Here is a 14,655-nt window from a genome sequence, read left to right as displayed (position 1 = left end):
CCTCTCATATATGAAAGATGAATCATCTCTCACTTTTACAATACACTAAATTGATCCGGTTGCTAAGTTCGACTAATGCCGTTTATTGATGATTATCGGTGAATGAAGATGAATAACTCCCAAATCGTCACTTTTTCTAACAATTTTTGAGTACGAAGCCGATAATTGCCGTCATAAACTCTTCCGACTTTTCAAGGAAAGCTCCGTGACCGGCATCCTTTATAATAAGAAATTCTGAGTTTCTGACTCTTTCATGGATCATTTTCATCTCTTCTATCGGAGTAATGATGTCCCGATCGGCGCCAAGAAGTAGCGTCGGGCACTGAATCTCATCTAGTTCATCCAGAACGTTGAAATCAGGATTTGAAGAGATAAGTCTTATGAATCCTTCAAACCATTCTCTGTTGAGTGTTGATTTGAACATCTTCTGACGCTCCTTCAGCCATGCAAGGTTTCGATTGTAGAAGTAATCTGAGTAGATGAAAGGTATTGCCAGTTTGAAAAATCGCTCGCCGTCGAAAAGCTCGGCCGCTTCTTTCCATGCTTCACCTAGTTCTGCGAGATAAGGTGAGATCCTAGCCGGAGTGTTTGCAAGCACTAATGATTTGACTCTGTCAGGATTGGCAATAGCCAGCATTTCAGCGACCTGTCCGCCATAGGAAAGGCCAACTATGTTTGCTTGAGCAATTTTCAGGTGATCTAGAAGATCAACAACATCACTCTTGTGAACGGAGATGTGGTATTGCAGGTCCTTTCTTTCTGACCGGCCCTGATCTCTGAAATCCATCAAGATCAGCCTGAAATGCTTAGTGAAACCCGAGATGAAACCCGCCCATGATGGCGTTGACATCATAATGCCGTTTAGTATGAGAAGAGGTGAATTCTTCTCATTTCCATGTTCTTCAAAATAGATCTGTGTGCCATCCGTTGTTTTGAATAGTGACATATCTTCACCTCCGTAATGATTATGGCACCGATTAGGGCAGTTAGTCAAAACCCTGCCCTTTGATGATAAACTCATAAAGGAGAGCCAAACACGATGGCGGGATCAATGAATTATTTGAAGAAGGGATGGTCTGAATGTCGAAATTCATGATGGATATGTTGGAACAACCCGAAGCAGTCAGAAAGCTGATTTCAACATCCGACGTTTTATCCGCAAGAGCAGAGGGACTGGACTTTGACAAAGTGTTATTCACCGGAATGGGGGCGTCTTTCCACGCTGCAGAAGTGGCCGCTTCCTTTCTCAGGTCCTCCGGTATCGACGCAGTAAGCTCGGAGTTGTCTGAGATAATCGCTTATTCATTTACAGAACTAATCAAGAAGTATACGACAATCTTCTTAATAAGCCAGTCTGGAGAGAGCGCCGAACTGATTAGGTTCATCGAGGACAACAGGGCTCTTGTACGGAGGATGGCCATAATAACAAACAACAGCCGGAGTAGTGCGTCAAGAAATTTCCCTGATGAGAGAGTTTTCCTTCTCAATGCGGGTAATGAGAGATCTATGGGAGCCACAAAGACCTTTGTGAATAGCATTGTTTTGATGCTGATAATCGCAGCTTCTAAGACGGCCAGGCAGATTGACTTCTCTAAATTGCCTTCCAGGATGGAAGAAGCTCTTGCACTTGATGTTTCATGGCTCGCGACTCTCCTCTCTGAAAAGAGGGAGAGGATACTTGTGGCCAGAGGATTTGGAATCGGGGTAGGCAGGATGGCAAGACTAATGTTTGCTGAAGTTGCGAAAATGAGCTTGATATTCTACACAGGTGCTGCTTTCAGGCATGGCCCGGTTGAGCTTTTGATAGACAGACCCGTTGTACTTACCTTGAATCCAACCGGAGCCACTCACGACTTAATGCAGGAACTTCACAGCGACATTTCGGACAAGTGTGACTTGATAACTCTTTCTAACTCAAACAACGAGAGCGTTGAGACCGTATACGTTTCCGAGGGCCTCGATGAGGTGCTTGCGTCGATTCCCATGATGAATGTCCTTCAGAAGACCGTGGAAGAGATAGCCCGAAAGAGGGGATTTGATCCCGGAGCTGGGGTGTACGGAACGAAGGTTACTACCAAAGAGTAGCCTTTTATCACCATCATTGCTCTTCAATAAGGGCTTGCATAGGAGTCTGCAGAAGAAAGCCGAAGACTTCGAGTCCTGAAGTACTCTTATTGCCGAAAAGTCAGGAAAGCTTAGCTGCAAATCGAGCGGAGCACTTCAGACAGTAACAGTCTCTTTATGAACTATCGCCAGTAGACAGGTTGCTAATCATCTCATACTTGCCATGAATCATTCTAGAGAAAGGTTGCACTTATCAACCCCACTAGCGGATGGACCTGAAGAATCTCGATTTCACTCGCGCCGGAGGCCTCGAAAACTTCTCTCATAAATGAAATGCTCGCCGGGTGATCTGTTTCGTTGTCGTCAAAATATACTTTGTCCCACGCATCTTTGTGCTTACCCGGATCGTCAAACCACATGATATCACCTATAACGATTCTCCCAGGTCTCACGAGCATTTCAGCCAACCCAGAGACGGCCTCCTTCTTCATCGGATCAGTAAGATGGTGAAGAGAATAGATTGCGACGACCTTATTCACATTTTGCCGAAAAACATCCGTCTCTTCACAAGGGTCCTCAAAGGAGCCCCTGAAGAATTCAACGTTTTCGACACCAGAACTGGCCACATTTATTCTGGCATCCTCCAACATCCTTCTGCTTATATCGATTCCAATTACTTTCTTGCAGTAAGGACTCGCAGCCACAGCCCATCTTCCCCGACCCGTTCCAATGTCCAGCAAAGTGTCTTCCAAACCTAGCTCAAGATAGTCGAGTGCAAGCGCCCCAACCATAGCAATTATGTCTCCCTTGAATGGGTCGATGTCTGCTATCGGGGAAGCCTCAGGAAGGTTGTCAAACTCCTGCTCCAGTTTTCTTCGATCGTACTGATGCTCCAATTAGCTCACCTCATAACTGTGTTCATCTCTTCTTGATTATACCCCAGAGCTGAAAACTGAGAAGAAAATACTGGAACGGTGCTAGACAATTTTCGTCTCTGTTCCCTCTTTAAGACTCCTGTAGGCAGAACAAACTACCTTCAAGGCTTGTAATCCATCTTCCCCTATCGTAAACGGGCTTCTACCTGACCTGAGCACTTCTACAAACTCCTCAATCAATAGCTGATCTAGATTATCACCGTAATTCTCCCAGCTTGAACCACTTTCATTTGAGTAGACTTCGATTTTCGAGTTGAAGACGTCCAGAAAGAGTGTTCCCTTTGTTCCTACAATGCGCAACGTAACATCTCCCCAATAAGGGTGTGCCCTTGGTCTCGACCAGCTGCAGTCCAATGTCATGTACTGGCCTGTCGAGAGTTTGAACATCTCCAGTCCGCAATCCTCGACCCATATATCGTGTATCAGGGTACCGAAAGTGGCGTAGACCGTTGTGAATTCACAGTCAAGAAGCCACCTCACAATGTCGACCACATGAACGGTATGATCCATCACGGCTCCGCCACCACTCAGCTCGGGATCCGTGAACCACCCGCCAGGCATTCTCCCATGGTTAGTCCCGACCAAGTTGATTACATCGCCCAGAAAACCGGCCCCTATAATCTCTTTGGCCTTTCTGACAGAGGCGCTGTACCTAACCGGAAAGGCCATTTGAAGTTTAACGTTATTCTCCTTGCAGATCTCCACCATTGCATTTGCGTCTTCTACGGTTGTTGCGATCGGCTTTTCGCAGAGAACGTGTTTCCCCTTTCGAGCGGCGATCTCAACGAACTCCCTGTGAGTCGAGTTCTCGCTAGTTACTATCACTCCATCGCTTCCGGCAACGAGTTCTTCGGGATGTTCGCAGGACTTAATCCCAAGTTCTCTGCATGCTTTGTTCATTCTGTATCCATCGTCGTCGTAAAGCCCAGTAATCTCGACATCATTCATTCCATTCAACGCTCTCGCATAACTGTAACCGTGCATATGTGCAATACCGAGAATCCCGATTTTCATCATCTCAGTGCACCTCCGAAAGTTCGACCGGTCTGAGCAGTTTTGCCGACAGGTTGGCCGCCAGTGCGATTCTCAACGACTCGATGGCCTCTTTTCCGTTCACAGGTACTTCCTTATTTTCATCTACCGAGAGTAAGAACGATTTCAGCTCAGCAGCGTAAGGATCAAAATGAGCGGGATTTTCCTGTGCGTATTTTGGGTTTCCGTCGATCGAGGTTTGCAGCTTAAGTGTCGTTTCTCTCTCGTAACTGTTGGTGATCATTCCCCTGGTCCCGATGAATTCGTAGAACGTCCCAAAGCCGACGGGCATCCCGGGCGGTTCGGCCCAACTACCTTCAACGTGCGCCAGAGCGCCGGACTTGAACTTCAGAATTGCCATCCCATGATCGAAAGAGCTCTTTTTCTTATCGGAACTCAGCATGGAGGACCTGGCTTCAACCGTGGTCACTGGACCGAGTAGTTTTCTGAGAAAATCGAAATCGTGTATGGATAGATCAACAAAGACGCCTCCGCTCTTTTCTGGATCTGCAAACCAATTGTCAATCCCATGAGAGGGGAAAGAGCCGCCTCTGTAGAGCCGCGCCATCACAATCTCACCGATATCCCTTGCCACAGAGAGTTCCTTTACCACACTATATTGCGGAAAGAAGCGTACGACATGACCTACCATGAACTTCATGCCGCTCTTTCCGGCCGCTTCGTCCATTGCTCTGGCGTCTCCCAGCTTCAGAGCAACGGGCTTTTCACAGAAGACATGCTTCCCAACCTCCAGCGCCCTGATGGCAAGATCCCTGTGAGTGAATGTCGGCGTGCAGATGTCCACTATATCTATACCGTCGTTTTCAAGGACTTCCTCAAAGCTGGCAACAACCGCTCCATAACTCTCCGCGAGCACTCTTGCCCTGCTTGCGACTGGATCGACTATCCAGATGGAACTCGTTTGGTTCATGTCCCTGTAGGCTCTCGCGTGGACGTTCCCCATCATCCCCGCTCCAAGTATAGCTATCGAGTGCATCGAACACCTCCTGATTCAGTTCAAAAAACTGTCTCCCAGAATAGCTGGAGGGGCTCCTCATTTATCAGCCGGAAACACTACAGTTTCTCCACTTTCATATTCATTACGGTCAGTTTTGCGTTTTCGAGCCCAAGAAAGTCATCCATTGAAACTCCACGAAAGTCTTTTCCAAACATCTCATACAGATGTGAAGAAATGCTGATCTCTGGTAGTCTTCCAATAAACCTTTCACCATCAAACAAGAAAGCTAGCTGGGCAGGAGTCGCAAAATGACCATCCTGAGTGAAGTCTCCGCCGCTGGCGATAAGAACAAAGATGCCCTTCTGACCTCGCAGAAGCTGCTTCACGGTCTCTTCCGATTCAGAGAACTTGAGCATCGGCGTGCCAAGTTCAGGTAGCCCATCGAATTCTCCACCGGCAGAGCCAGTGAGCGGCAAACCAAAAGTGGACGACGTCTTCTTATCTGTATACGGGGATTTTACTACACCGTTTTCGATCAAAGCGAATCGATCGGCATCATTTACCGTCCCTTCCGAATCGAAGAAGGGTTCATTGAAACCGTCCATGACATTTCTGGTCTGCAAAAGGTTGAGCTTCTCAGAGAAGACTTTCATATCAGTCTTCCCGGAAAGCAGTGATCCACCTGTTGCAAACAGCATTCCGTTAAGGGACTCATATAGCTTCTTGTAGTAGGTGATATCGTCTGACATGAACACCACCGGATATTCTCCCTCTTCGATTCCATCGAGCTGATTCTTGTAGGCTTCACAAATCATGTTAGTAAGTTCAATAAATCTCTTCTTCTGGAACTTCCTGCCCTCGTAACCTGTCATCGCATCGATAATATTCGATGATTTCTTGTCTTTTATTACGAGTGACAGACTTACCGATTCTCTTGAGGATTTTAGATTAAGGCCCAGATTGTTTCTCAGTTGAGATTCAGTCTTGCTACTCCTAAAGATGTGACTGAAGCTAAACTCAGGTTGGTCGGTCCTAAGCCTTTCAAGAATCTCTTCGGTTGCTTCAAGCAGCTCCGCACTGTTTTGGAGATCGGACTGGACGTATTCTTCTCGTTCCAGATCTTTCGTTGCCTCGGAGGGATAAGGTATTCCCAGCTCCAGAGACCGTTTAGCTCTGGCGTTGAGCTCTGTTTCATCGCATTCGCCAAGCGAACCTGCAACTCCCATCGATTTACCGTCGTAAAGCCGAACAGAAGTACGCAGAACATCCTTTTTTCTCAGTGAGCTAACACGAGTCTGAACAATCTTCACTGCATTCTCTATATAATGGACTACCAACTTCTCTTCTGTCATAGATAGCACCTCCTTAATGAACGTTCAGCGAACGGACTCGAACAAAAGGTCCGCCAAATCCAACTGGAAGAGGAAACTGCTCCATCTTTCCACACCCTCCAAGAGAGAATGAGAGAAGTTTGAAGTCCTCAGTAAGCCCTTCTATCTCGTTCAACGTCTGGAAAACGCTCCCAGTTACAACGGAAATCTTGACCGGCTCCGTAATCTTCCCTTCTCTTATCAAATAAGCCCTGTTTGGTGCAAGCGTAAAGGTCGACATTCCAGACCCGTGATTGAGGGAATCGACATAGACGCCATCTTTAATCCCGGAAAGAAGTTCTTCAAAAGACAATTCTCCAGGAGATATGAAAGTTGTTGTCATCCTCACTACTGGTTCATACTCGAAGTTGACGGCTCTGGCGTTTCCCGTCAATTCCTCTTCCAGGGCAGCTGCGGTCTCTGCGCTGTGCAATCTTCCCGACAGATAACCGTCTCTTATCAGGTAAGTTTCAACCGCCTTCGTTCCTTCGTCATCGAATGCAACATGCCCAACTCCCGGTTTGTTTCCGTCGTCGATGATTGAGAGTACTTCACTTCCGACTTTTCGTCCAATCTTCCACTCTTCCATCATGGTCTTGTCTCCAAGCATGAAGTCTGCTTCGCTCTTATGTCCAAAACTCTCATGGGCAAATACCCCTGCAGCTTCAGGAGATAGAATAACCGGATATTTTCCTGGGGTGACGGGTTTGGCATTTCTTATGAAATCTTCAGAGGTCTTAACTGTCTGCCCAACTTCCTCGTGGAGATCTTTAATCACATCCAGTGTATTTCCCGCCAGATCAAATCTTTCCATGAACTGATCCTCACCACAAACCATCTGATAGAGCAGTCTGAAGCCGACCCGTTGATAATCAAATGTGAGATCTGCACCTTTGCTTGAAAAGAAGCTCTTAACAACTCTCTGATCAATATATTGACCTCTCAAGAATTTCACAAGCTCGCTCTCTCCAATGAGAGGAAAATAACTTGAGAGCAAATCGTATTTTTCACTGAGAGAGACTAGAGAGAAATCTTCATCTTTTTCGTAGCTCAAATAGGATCCCTTGTTGACTTCGAATTTGCGAACGATTCTGTTTTCTTCGATAGCGGGATTCCTTTTTGCAAGACAGGCAAGTCTATCCAATTCCTCTTGAACGGAATCCAGATTCGTAGTCGAGCTATAGTACCACCTTTCTCCATCAAAGACCCTTATGAAAGCCGCGACATACTTCTGCGCTTTCATGTTATCAGTACGCCCGAGAGTAACAATGATGTCACTCTTTGAAACGTCCTCAACTCTCACATCGGAGTAAAGATTGTCCGGAAAACTATACATACTTCACCTCCAGCAATCGTTTCAATAAAAGTATATAACGGGATAGACAAACCTCGGTTTAAAGATTGCCATAACTAGCACTCCGAAGTCAGTATAGATCTAAACTCTCTATTGACATGTACGCTTTACTCAAGAATCTGTTTTCAGTCGGATTGTCACTTTTGATCAGCACGACTATTTCATTCCAAACATCACGTGACGATTATCTAGAAGAGTGCATGGCAAAAAATGTTCTCATGAAGAACGCAGCTAAACACGATAAGAATTATCAATGTGAACTACTACTTTTGCGCAGTCATGCCCCAGTACTGAGGATATTCTGTCGCTCCTCACTCCCCTGATTTTCTTGACTTCAAGCGCACTGAAGTTTGAGATTCCTCTGGCAATCTCTTCACCTTTCAGCGAAGATATGCTTACTACCTCTCCCTCAGAAAAGTCTCCTGAAACATCTTCCACACCTACGGCAAGAAGGCTTTTCCCTCTTCTAATTGCGCCCTCGGCTCCTCGATTTATCTTGATTACCCCCTTCGGAGTTGATAGAAATCCAATCCATGTCTTGCGAGCGCCGGGCGACTCTATCGGAGTGAAGACCGTTCCAATATCTCTCCCCTTAACAAAGCCTTCAATCTGCCCTAGTTCTCTACCGTTGCATATGCAACTTCTGATTCCGCTCGCAGATGCGGCCCGTGCGGCTCTTATCTTTGTATCTATGCCTCCGGTACCCCACGACGAGCTTTCTATGTTCTTCAGTCTCCTGGACGCATCAAATATTGAGATGACTTCACCATTCTCGTCCACCACTCCTTTAACGGTAGACATCAGAACAAGCAAATCTGCCTGCCATCCAATTGCAAACATAGATGCAAGTATGTCGTTGTCTCCAAACATTATCTCCTCGGTGGATGTCGTGTCGTTTTCATTGACTACAGGAACCAGTCCAAGCTCCAGGAGTCCAATCAGAGTGTTTCTCAAGTTAAGGAACCTTTTTCTGTCGCCGAAGTCGTCCCTGTTTACGAGAATCTGCGCTATCTTCTCACCAAAAAGACCAAAGACTGTTTCATAGAGCTTCATAAGCTGAACCTGACCCGCTGCACAAAGAGCCTGTTTCATGTAGAGGTCACTGATTGGTTTCCTTCCTTCAAGATAACCAAAACCGGCCGCCTTTGCTCCCGAAGATACGAGAACAACCTGGTTGTCGTTAGCCTTGAGCATAGAGATTTCCCTTGCAAGCTCAGCTATATACTTCTTGTCTATTTCTCCATTCTTTCTTACCAGCAGATTTGAGCCAACCTTAAGAACAATCCTGGACATTACTTTCTCACCTGGTTATCACCCAGTATCGTGTACTTATAGCTAGTGAGCTCTTTCAGGCCAAACGGGCCTCGAGCATGAAGCTTCTGAGTACTTATGCCAATCTCGCTGCCAAAGCCGAATTCTCCTCCATCTGTGAAACGAGTTGATGCATTGACGTAGACGGCGGCGGAATCCACAGCTTTCAGAAAACGTCTCGAGTTGGCGTAATCATTTGTTAAGATGGCCTCCGAGTGACCCGTTGAGTATTTCTCGATATGCGATATCGCCTCATCGACGTCTTCAACTATCTTCACCGCCAGAACGAGATCGAGAAACTCTGTAGCATAGTCTTCCTCAGTTGCAGGTAGCATCTTCCAGTATCTTATCGACTCAGTACAGCCTCTGAGCTCAACTCCTTTTTCAGTCAGGATCTGTGCGGCACGAGGGATGAACTCAGCAGCAATCGCCCTGTGAACAAGAAGTGTTTCGACTGCATTGCAGGTTCCGGGTCTTTGAGTCTTGGCATTTTCAACTATCATCACCGCTTTGTCGACATCGGCATTATAATCAATGAAGATGTGACAGTTGCCAGTTCCAGTCTCTATTACCGGTATTCTGGAGTTATTGACGACGAACTTAATCAAGCCGGCCCCTCCCCTTGGAATGATCAAAGAAAGGTACTGGTTCATCTTCAACATCTCTTCAACTGCTTGATGAGAAGTGTCTTCGACAAGTTCAACTGAACCCTCGGGAAGTCCTGCCGAAGTCAGCGCTTTCTTTATTATCGAGACAATCGCTTTGTTTGAGTTAATCGCATCACTTCCCCCCTTTAGGAGGACTGAATTGCCGGATTTTAGAGAAAGAATCGACGCATCGACCGTCACATTCGGCCTCGATTCATAAATCATACCTATGGCACCTATGGGCACTCTTACTCTAGAGATTTGCAGCCCATCCTTCTGTACCCATGTATTCTCGATTTCGCCGACCGGGTCAGACAGAGAGACAACATTTTTGCATGATTCGATCATTCCCGCTATTCTATCTTCTGAAAGGGCAAGTCTATCGACGAGAGACTCCTTCATTCCCTTCTTTTTCGAATTCTCAACATCAATGGAATTGGCCAGCAGGATCCCCTCTTTATGAGCTTCGAGTTCTCGGGAGATAGACAGGATCGCTTCGTTCTTCTCATCTGTACTCAGCAACCTCAGCTTTCTCGAGGCAGCTTTTACTTTCTCCCCCTTATCTAGAAGTTCTATCATTGGTCACCTCCAGCTCGGAGTTTATCTCTTTCGCTCTCAGATAAGTGTCGAACAACGCCTTCATTATGGTACCCCTCAACCCCTCTCTTTCCAGTGAGTAAATTCCCTCGATGGTTGTCCCTCCTGGAGAGGTTACAAGATGACGGAACTCGCCAGGGTGATTCCCCTTCACCTTCAGAAGCTCAACAGAACCTCCCAGAGTGCCAAGAATCAGCTCTCTGGCAACATCGTAGGATAGACCCATCTTCAAACCTACGTCTATCAGAGACTCGACTATGACAAAAACAAAGGCCGGTCCACTGCCGCTCAAAGCAGTTACTGCGGCTAGATCATTTTCACGGACCTCGACAATCTCGCCCATCGTGAGAAGAATTCTTTCAACATCTCTCTTATCCCTTCCAGTTAGCGAACTTGAGCAGACAAAACCCGTAACTCCACGACCAATAGCACTTGGAACATTCGGCATGATTCGGGCGATCCTTTTCAACCCTGTCTTTTCAGAAATCAGATTTATCTCTATCCCTGTTATTGTGCTTATGATAATCGGGCAAGCGTTCTTGCCGTTAATTATCTCCGAGAAGAGCTCCAGACAATCCTGAGGTTTAACAGCAATGATCACATGAGTACAGTTTGAAAGAACTTCATCCGGACTCGAAGCAATCTCTACTCTGTCGTCTTCTGAAGAATAGTTTGAAAGACGCTCTTGATTTCTATCTAACAAGTAGAGTTTATCGAGATCTCGTAGCTCTCCAAGGAGTCTGCTTGCAAAAATACTGCCTATGTTTCCCACTCCGATAATTCCTATTTTCATTTTCTCCTCCCCATTCATTCCTCATTAAGAACAAACAATTCTGGAAAAGTTGGAAAAAATCCCTATCAACTCCTCCTCTGAGCCAAGTGCGGTTTCTTCAGGGTGAAACTGAACACCAAATCTTGTTCCGTCCTGAGAGGCGATTCCCTGGATAAAAGTTGCGTCTCCCCACGCAATCTGGTCGTACTCGTAAGGAACATAGGGAAGACCATAGTTATGTCGTTGATATGCTTCCACTTCGCATTTCATTCCAGAGAAGAGCTCGCATGAGTTATCAAGCCGAATCTTTGAGACTCCAAGCTCTCTGGATAGTACAAGTGATTCCTCAGAAAGCCGGGCCAATATCTGCATTCCCAGACAAATCCCTAGAACGGGACCAGGAAATCTCTTCACATAAGCGGCTCCCCACAAAGGTGCAACTCCTTCAAAATACTCACTCATCGAAAAACCGCCCGTTAGGATGAGCCCGTCGCAACGGAATTTATCTTCAGGAAATCCCTTCAGAAAGGTTTTCCAGGTTCTGAACTTCACATCTAGCATCTCCAAAGCTCTTTCAACAGGAGATAAAGCTGTCTCAAAATCAATGTCGTTAACCAAAATGCAGATCACACGACCTACCTCCGCCATTTGCGGTTATTATAGCACTTCAAGACCCGCAGATTCTCGTCGGCGATATGCATAACAAATAATCTACTCGAAAAGGGTAACGTTGCATCAAAATAAAACTACTCGAAAAGTAAGGTCGGACGCTACAAGGTTTATTAGATTAGATCAAACGCTTCCTGTCAAAGCTAGGCTAGAACAAATACATCAAATTGGAGGCTGATCGACTGGAGAACTTAGTGTCAAAAGAAAGCAAAGGAGATTATTTCGGAGGCTCGTCATCTCTCATCTTGACTTCTCGGGCATTTTCTCAAGCGAGAAATATCTCTCAATCCACAAGTGTTTCGAGAAAGAATAGCGTAATATCATTTGCCCTTACTATAGGACAGCAACGGGCAAGAAATGCCGCCGTCTCTTTGGGCGAGCGTCGGAAAAACTCCTCCTCGAGACAGGTGGTGTTTTTGGTGTCCTTCACCCTCATGGAAGAATGCCTCTTGCATCATTAGATTGACTTCAAAAATCCATTCTCTTTCATGATAGCTCGAAATCCAACGCGAAGCCCGACCTGTTTTCCAAAAGTGAACCTCAAGAACTGGACTGAACAGATAAACAGGAAAAGATCTCTTTCTTGCTTGATGTCTCAGAATCAGAGGATTGTTTTACATCCTCTTTCCCAGCAAGCTGTTGAATATGAAGACCTCGCCTCCGGATTTAGTTGTGATTGTTTTGTAGGCGATCTCATGATAAGCCCTTATTCTTCTAACCGTTCTCGTACTAGAGCGCATTGCAATTGAATCGGTTATCGCCTGATTATGTGTAAATCGTACGCCCCTCAAGAAAGAACCATCAGTGATCCCGGTTGCGCTGAAGACAACTTCCTCACCATCGATAAGATCCTTTGTCTCGTAGACTCGATTGAGTTCAAAAGACGAATTACTGACCTTTTCAATCTCACCGGCATCCCTCGGCCAGCATTTCACCTGAATTTCGCCTCCCATGCACTGAAGCGCCGAGGCTGCAAGAACCGCCTCAGGCGATCCTCCTATTCCCATGTATATCTCCGTTCCTCCATCTGGCAGAGCAGTCGCTATTGCGGCAGCAATATCTCCGTCATTTATCAGCCTAATTCTGGCTCCAACAGTTCTGACTGCCTCAACCAAGGGGTAATTTCTCTCTCTGTCAAGCATAGTGACAGTCAGTTCCGATACATTTACGCCAAGAATCGCAGCCGCAATACGAAGATTTTCTCGTGGCGTTGCTTCTATATCAAGGTTGCCAGCAAGTTCCTTTCCAACGGCCAGCTTATCCACATAATAAGTAGGAAGAGGAGCGATTTTTCCTCCTTCAGTCGCTGCAATGACACTTAATGCGTTTGATCTTCCATTTGCTACCAGTCTCGTACCATCTACGGGATCGACTGCTATAAGTACTTCAGGATCGTCGTCACTCCATTTGCCTACATGTTCTCCCGCCGCTAGCATTGGCGCCTGGTCCTTTTCTCCTTCGCCAATAACTATTGTTCCTTTCATCTCAAGAAGATCGAGAATCCCCCTCATTGCGTCGACAGCTCTTTGATCTACGGCTTCCTTATTACCTCGCCCCAGATAGACACTTGAGAACAAAGCTGCTGCTTCAGTCACCCTTACCATATCAAGGGTTATTTCCGGAATCAATACAATCACCCCCTGCTAAATCATAGCATTGAGATGCAGTTTTTTCGCCGACTTTCGACTAATTTGTGAATCAAAGCAGGAGATCTGTTTGCCGACAGCTTTCGAGTACCAATATTCTTCATCAAAGTATTATGAAGACATCTTGCTGAGAAATAGTTCTGTACGAGGATTAGAAATCGACAGAGCTTATTCATCAGGTGAGTGGAAGATGGGCATGAAAGCTTTAACAGAATCTCACTGAACAGAAAAGTCTGAGGCGAAGGAATTTCCAAATGCTAAGAATGAAACTGCTTTTATTCGCAACCAAACGTCAAACATCGGTGATATCATCTTGTTAAGAGCGACCCCATTTGTAGGGCGTCTGAACAATAACTGATTTTCTGGTTATGGGCAATTACGAGGAGGGGATTGTATGCGTAAATTGTTGATTGCAAGCTATCTATTACTGGTTCTTGTTACTGCGTTTTCTTTCACACAGGATCTTCCTGAGCAGGTTTTTGTTTCCCAAGGAGACCTGATTTCCGTTCTCGGAAAGCAGATAATTGAGGATTCTGGCATCTGCGCCGTCAATATTCAGGTGCCTTCTATCAACGGATTGAAGGATATGCCATTTCAGGACTATCTGAATACAACTCTGGAATCAGAAATCGCTCAGTATAGAAGTGAAATAGAAGAGATGGCTAGGAAGGCTTTTGAGGAATCGAAGACATCTGAATGGCCCTTCAGGGCTTTCAATGTTTATGTGATCTATTCAGCGTATGTGAGCGACGGAATCCTAACCATTGATATGATCTTCAGCGAGTACACGGGCGGAGCACATCCCAATGCTTCGAGAAGAACTTACAATATTGATTTATCCACGTCACGTCTTGTGGCTCTACACAATGTTCTCGGCAACAAGGCCGCTGAAGATGCATTAAATGAGTTAATAAAATCGGAGATTGACAAGCGAGAGGACCTTTGGCTGGATTACTTCGACGGAGTTACAACGGATCAGTGCTTCTACCTCAAGGCGGGAAGATTGTGCATATGCTTTCAGCCCTACGACATCGGTCCCTGGGCTTCGGGAATGCCGGAGTTCTGCTTCCCTCTGAAAGAACTGCTCAATCAGAAATGAAGACGGCCTAGTTTCTTGGCGAAGAGTCTTTTGGAAGTGTCCCTTCGCATGACTCGTTGACACCAATAATCATTGATGGTAAAGTTTTATTGCTGGCCGAGGTGGTGGAACTGGCAGACGCGGCGGACTCAAAATCCGCTGGGGTTGAGAGCCCCGTGCGGGTTCGATTCCCGCCCTCGGCACCAGAGGAAGGCTAAGCCT

14 protein-coding genes and 1 tRNA gene are annotated in these 14,655 nt (G+C 46.1%); 3 read left to right on the top strand and 12 right to left on the bottom strand.

Translation table 11 applies throughout. The annotated features are described in order from the left end of the window. Positions 1-136: 136 nt before the first annotated feature. A complete protein-coding gene (locus B3K42_RS02655) occupies positions 137-946 on the bottom strand; it encodes an alpha/beta fold hydrolase (protein ID WP_110990559.1) in 810 nt (269 codons plus the stop codon). Positions 947-1,080: 134 nt separating this feature from the next. Between B3K42_RS02655 and B3K42_RS02650 the strand changes: the two genes are divergently transcribed. Beyond that, positions 1,081-2,085, top strand: a complete 1,005-nt coding sequence (locus B3K42_RS02650; RefSeq protein ID WP_110990560.1) for an SIS domain-containing protein — start codon at positions 1,081-1,083, stop codon at positions 2,083-2,085. Between the two features lie 212 nt (positions 2,086-2,297). Here the strand turns inward: B3K42_RS02650 and B3K42_RS02645 are convergent, their stop codons facing one another. The 11 genes from B3K42_RS02645 to glpX form a co-directional block, all read right to left on the bottom strand. Continuing rightward, positions 2,298-2,960, bottom strand: a complete 663-nt coding sequence (locus B3K42_RS02645) for a class I SAM-dependent methyltransferase (RefSeq protein WP_110990561.1) — start codon at positions 2,958-2,960, stop codon at positions 2,298-2,300. A gap of 81 nt (positions 2,961-3,041) precedes the next feature. Continuing rightward, positions 3,042-4,016, bottom strand: a complete 975-nt coding sequence (locus tag B3K42_RS02640; protein WP_110990562.1) for a Gfo/Idh/MocA family protein — start codon at positions 4,014-4,016, stop codon at positions 3,042-3,044. 1 nt (position 4,017) lies between these two features. Then, positions 4,018-5,028 (bottom strand): Gfo/Idh/MocA family protein, encoded by a 1,011-nt coding sequence (locus tag B3K42_RS02635; protein ID WP_110990563.1) that lies wholly within the window; start codon positions 5,026-5,028, stop codon positions 4,018-4,020. Positions 5,029-5,105: 77 nt separating this feature from the next. Further along, complete coding sequence (locus tag B3K42_RS02630) at positions 5,106-6,341, bottom strand: metallopeptidase TldD-related protein (protein WP_110990564.1); 1,236 nt, start codon at positions 6,339-6,341, stop codon at positions 5,106-5,108. 13 nt (positions 6,342-6,354) lie between these two features. Then, positions 6,355-7,695 (bottom strand): TldD/PmbA family protein, encoded by a 1,341-nt coding sequence (locus B3K42_RS02625; RefSeq protein WP_110990565.1) that lies wholly within the window; start codon positions 7,693-7,695, stop codon positions 6,355-6,357. Positions 7,696-7,944: 249 nt separating this feature from the next. Continuing rightward, entirely contained in the window at positions 7,945-9,006 is a 1,062-nt protein-coding gene (gene proB / locus B3K42_RS02620) for a glutamate 5-kinase (protein WP_110990566.1), read from the bottom strand. Continuing rightward, positions 9,006-10,250 (bottom strand): glutamate-5-semialdehyde dehydrogenase, encoded by a 1,245-nt coding sequence (locus B3K42_RS02615; RefSeq protein WP_181419079.1) that lies wholly within the window; start codon positions 10,248-10,250, stop codon positions 9,006-9,008. Before B3K42_RS02615 ends, proB begins: the two co-directional genes overlap by 1 nt. Continuing rightward, on the bottom strand, positions 10,231-11,061 hold the full coding sequence (gene proC / locus B3K42_RS02610; RefSeq protein WP_110990567.1) for a pyrroline-5-carboxylate reductase: 831 nt from the start codon (positions 11,059-11,061) through the stop codon (positions 10,231-10,233). The genes B3K42_RS02615 and proC overlap by 20 nt, the downstream gene beginning before the upstream one ends. Positions 11,062-11,085: 24 nt before the next feature. After that, a complete protein-coding gene (locus tag B3K42_RS02605; RefSeq protein WP_110990568.1) occupies positions 11,086-11,670 on the bottom strand; it encodes a glutamine amidotransferase-related protein in 585 nt (194 codons plus the stop codon). Between the two features lie 322 nt (positions 11,671-11,992). Beyond that, entirely contained in the window at positions 11,993-12,145 is a 153-nt protein-coding gene (locus tag B3K42_RS02600; RefSeq protein WP_181419080.1) for a hypothetical protein, read from the bottom strand. Between the two features lie 178 nt (positions 12,146-12,323). Further along, positions 12,324-13,337: a class II fructose-bisphosphatase gene (gene glpX / locus B3K42_RS02595; RefSeq protein WP_110990569.1), complete on the bottom strand. Its 1,014-nt coding sequence runs from the start codon at positions 13,335-13,337 to the stop codon at positions 12,324-12,326. 412 nt (positions 13,338-13,749) lie between these two features. Between glpX and B3K42_RS02590 the strand changes: the two genes are divergently transcribed. Next, positions 13,750-14,454 (top strand): DUF3298 and DUF4163 domain-containing protein, encoded by a 705-nt coding sequence (locus B3K42_RS02590; protein ID WP_110990570.1) that lies wholly within the window; start codon positions 13,750-13,752, stop codon positions 14,452-14,454. 95 nt (positions 14,455-14,549) lie between these two features. Next, positions 14,550-14,639, top strand: a tRNA-Leu gene (locus B3K42_RS02585). Positions 14,640-14,655: the final 16 nt, after the last annotated feature.

Origin of the sequence: Mesotoga sp. UBA6090, assembly GCF_002435945.1 — a bacterium.
Classification (GTDB): Bacteria; Thermotogota; Thermotogae; order Petrotogales; family Kosmotogaceae; genus Mesotoga.
Note: the sequence above shows the minus strand (reverse complement) of the source record. Positions and strands in the feature narration are given on the sequence as shown.

What these genes read in the sequence shown, in the direction of transcription:
- B3K42_RS02590 (WP_110990570.1), top strand. Translation starts at nt 13,750, where the DNA reads ATGCGTAAATTGTTGATTGCAAGCTATCTATTACTGGTTCTTGTTACT.
- proC (WP_110990567.1), bottom strand. Translation starts at nt 11,061, where the DNA reads ATGAAAATAGGAATTATCGGAGTGGGAAACATAGGCAGTATTTTTGCA.
- B3K42_RS02600 (WP_181419080.1), bottom strand. Translation starts at nt 12,145, where the DNA reads ATGAGGGTGAAGGACACCAAAAACACCACCTGTCTCGAGGAGGAGTTT.
- B3K42_RS02640 (WP_110990562.1), bottom strand. Translation starts at nt 4,016, where the DNA reads ATGATGAAAATCGGGATTCTCGGTATTGCACATATGCACGGTTACAGT.
- B3K42_RS02650 (WP_110990560.1), top strand. Translation starts at nt 1,081, where the DNA reads ATGTCGAAATTCATGATGGATATGTTGGAACAACCCGAAGCAGTCAGA.
- B3K42_RS02655 (WP_110990559.1), bottom strand. Translation starts at nt 946, where the DNA reads ATGTCACTATTCAAAACAACGGATGGCACACAGATCTATTTTGAAGAA.
- B3K42_RS02625 (WP_110990565.1), bottom strand. Translation starts at nt 7,695, where the DNA reads ATGTATAGTTTTCCGGACAATCTTTACTCCGATGTGAGAGTTGAGGAC.
- B3K42_RS02615 (WP_181419079.1), bottom strand. Translation starts at nt 10,250, where the DNA reads ATGATAGAACTTCTAGATAAGGGGGAGAAAGTAAAAGCTGCCTCGAGA.
- B3K42_RS02635 (WP_110990563.1), bottom strand. Translation starts at nt 5,028, where the DNA reads ATGCACTCGATAGCTATACTTGGAGCGGGGATGATGGGGAACGTCCAC.
- proB (WP_110990566.1), bottom strand. Translation starts at nt 9,006, where the DNA reads ATGTCCAGGATTGTTCTTAAGGTTGGCTCAAATCTGCTGGTAAGAAAG.
- B3K42_RS02630 (WP_110990564.1), bottom strand. Translation starts at nt 6,341, where the DNA reads ATGACAGAAGAGAAGTTGGTAGTCCATTATATAGAGAATGCAGTGAAG.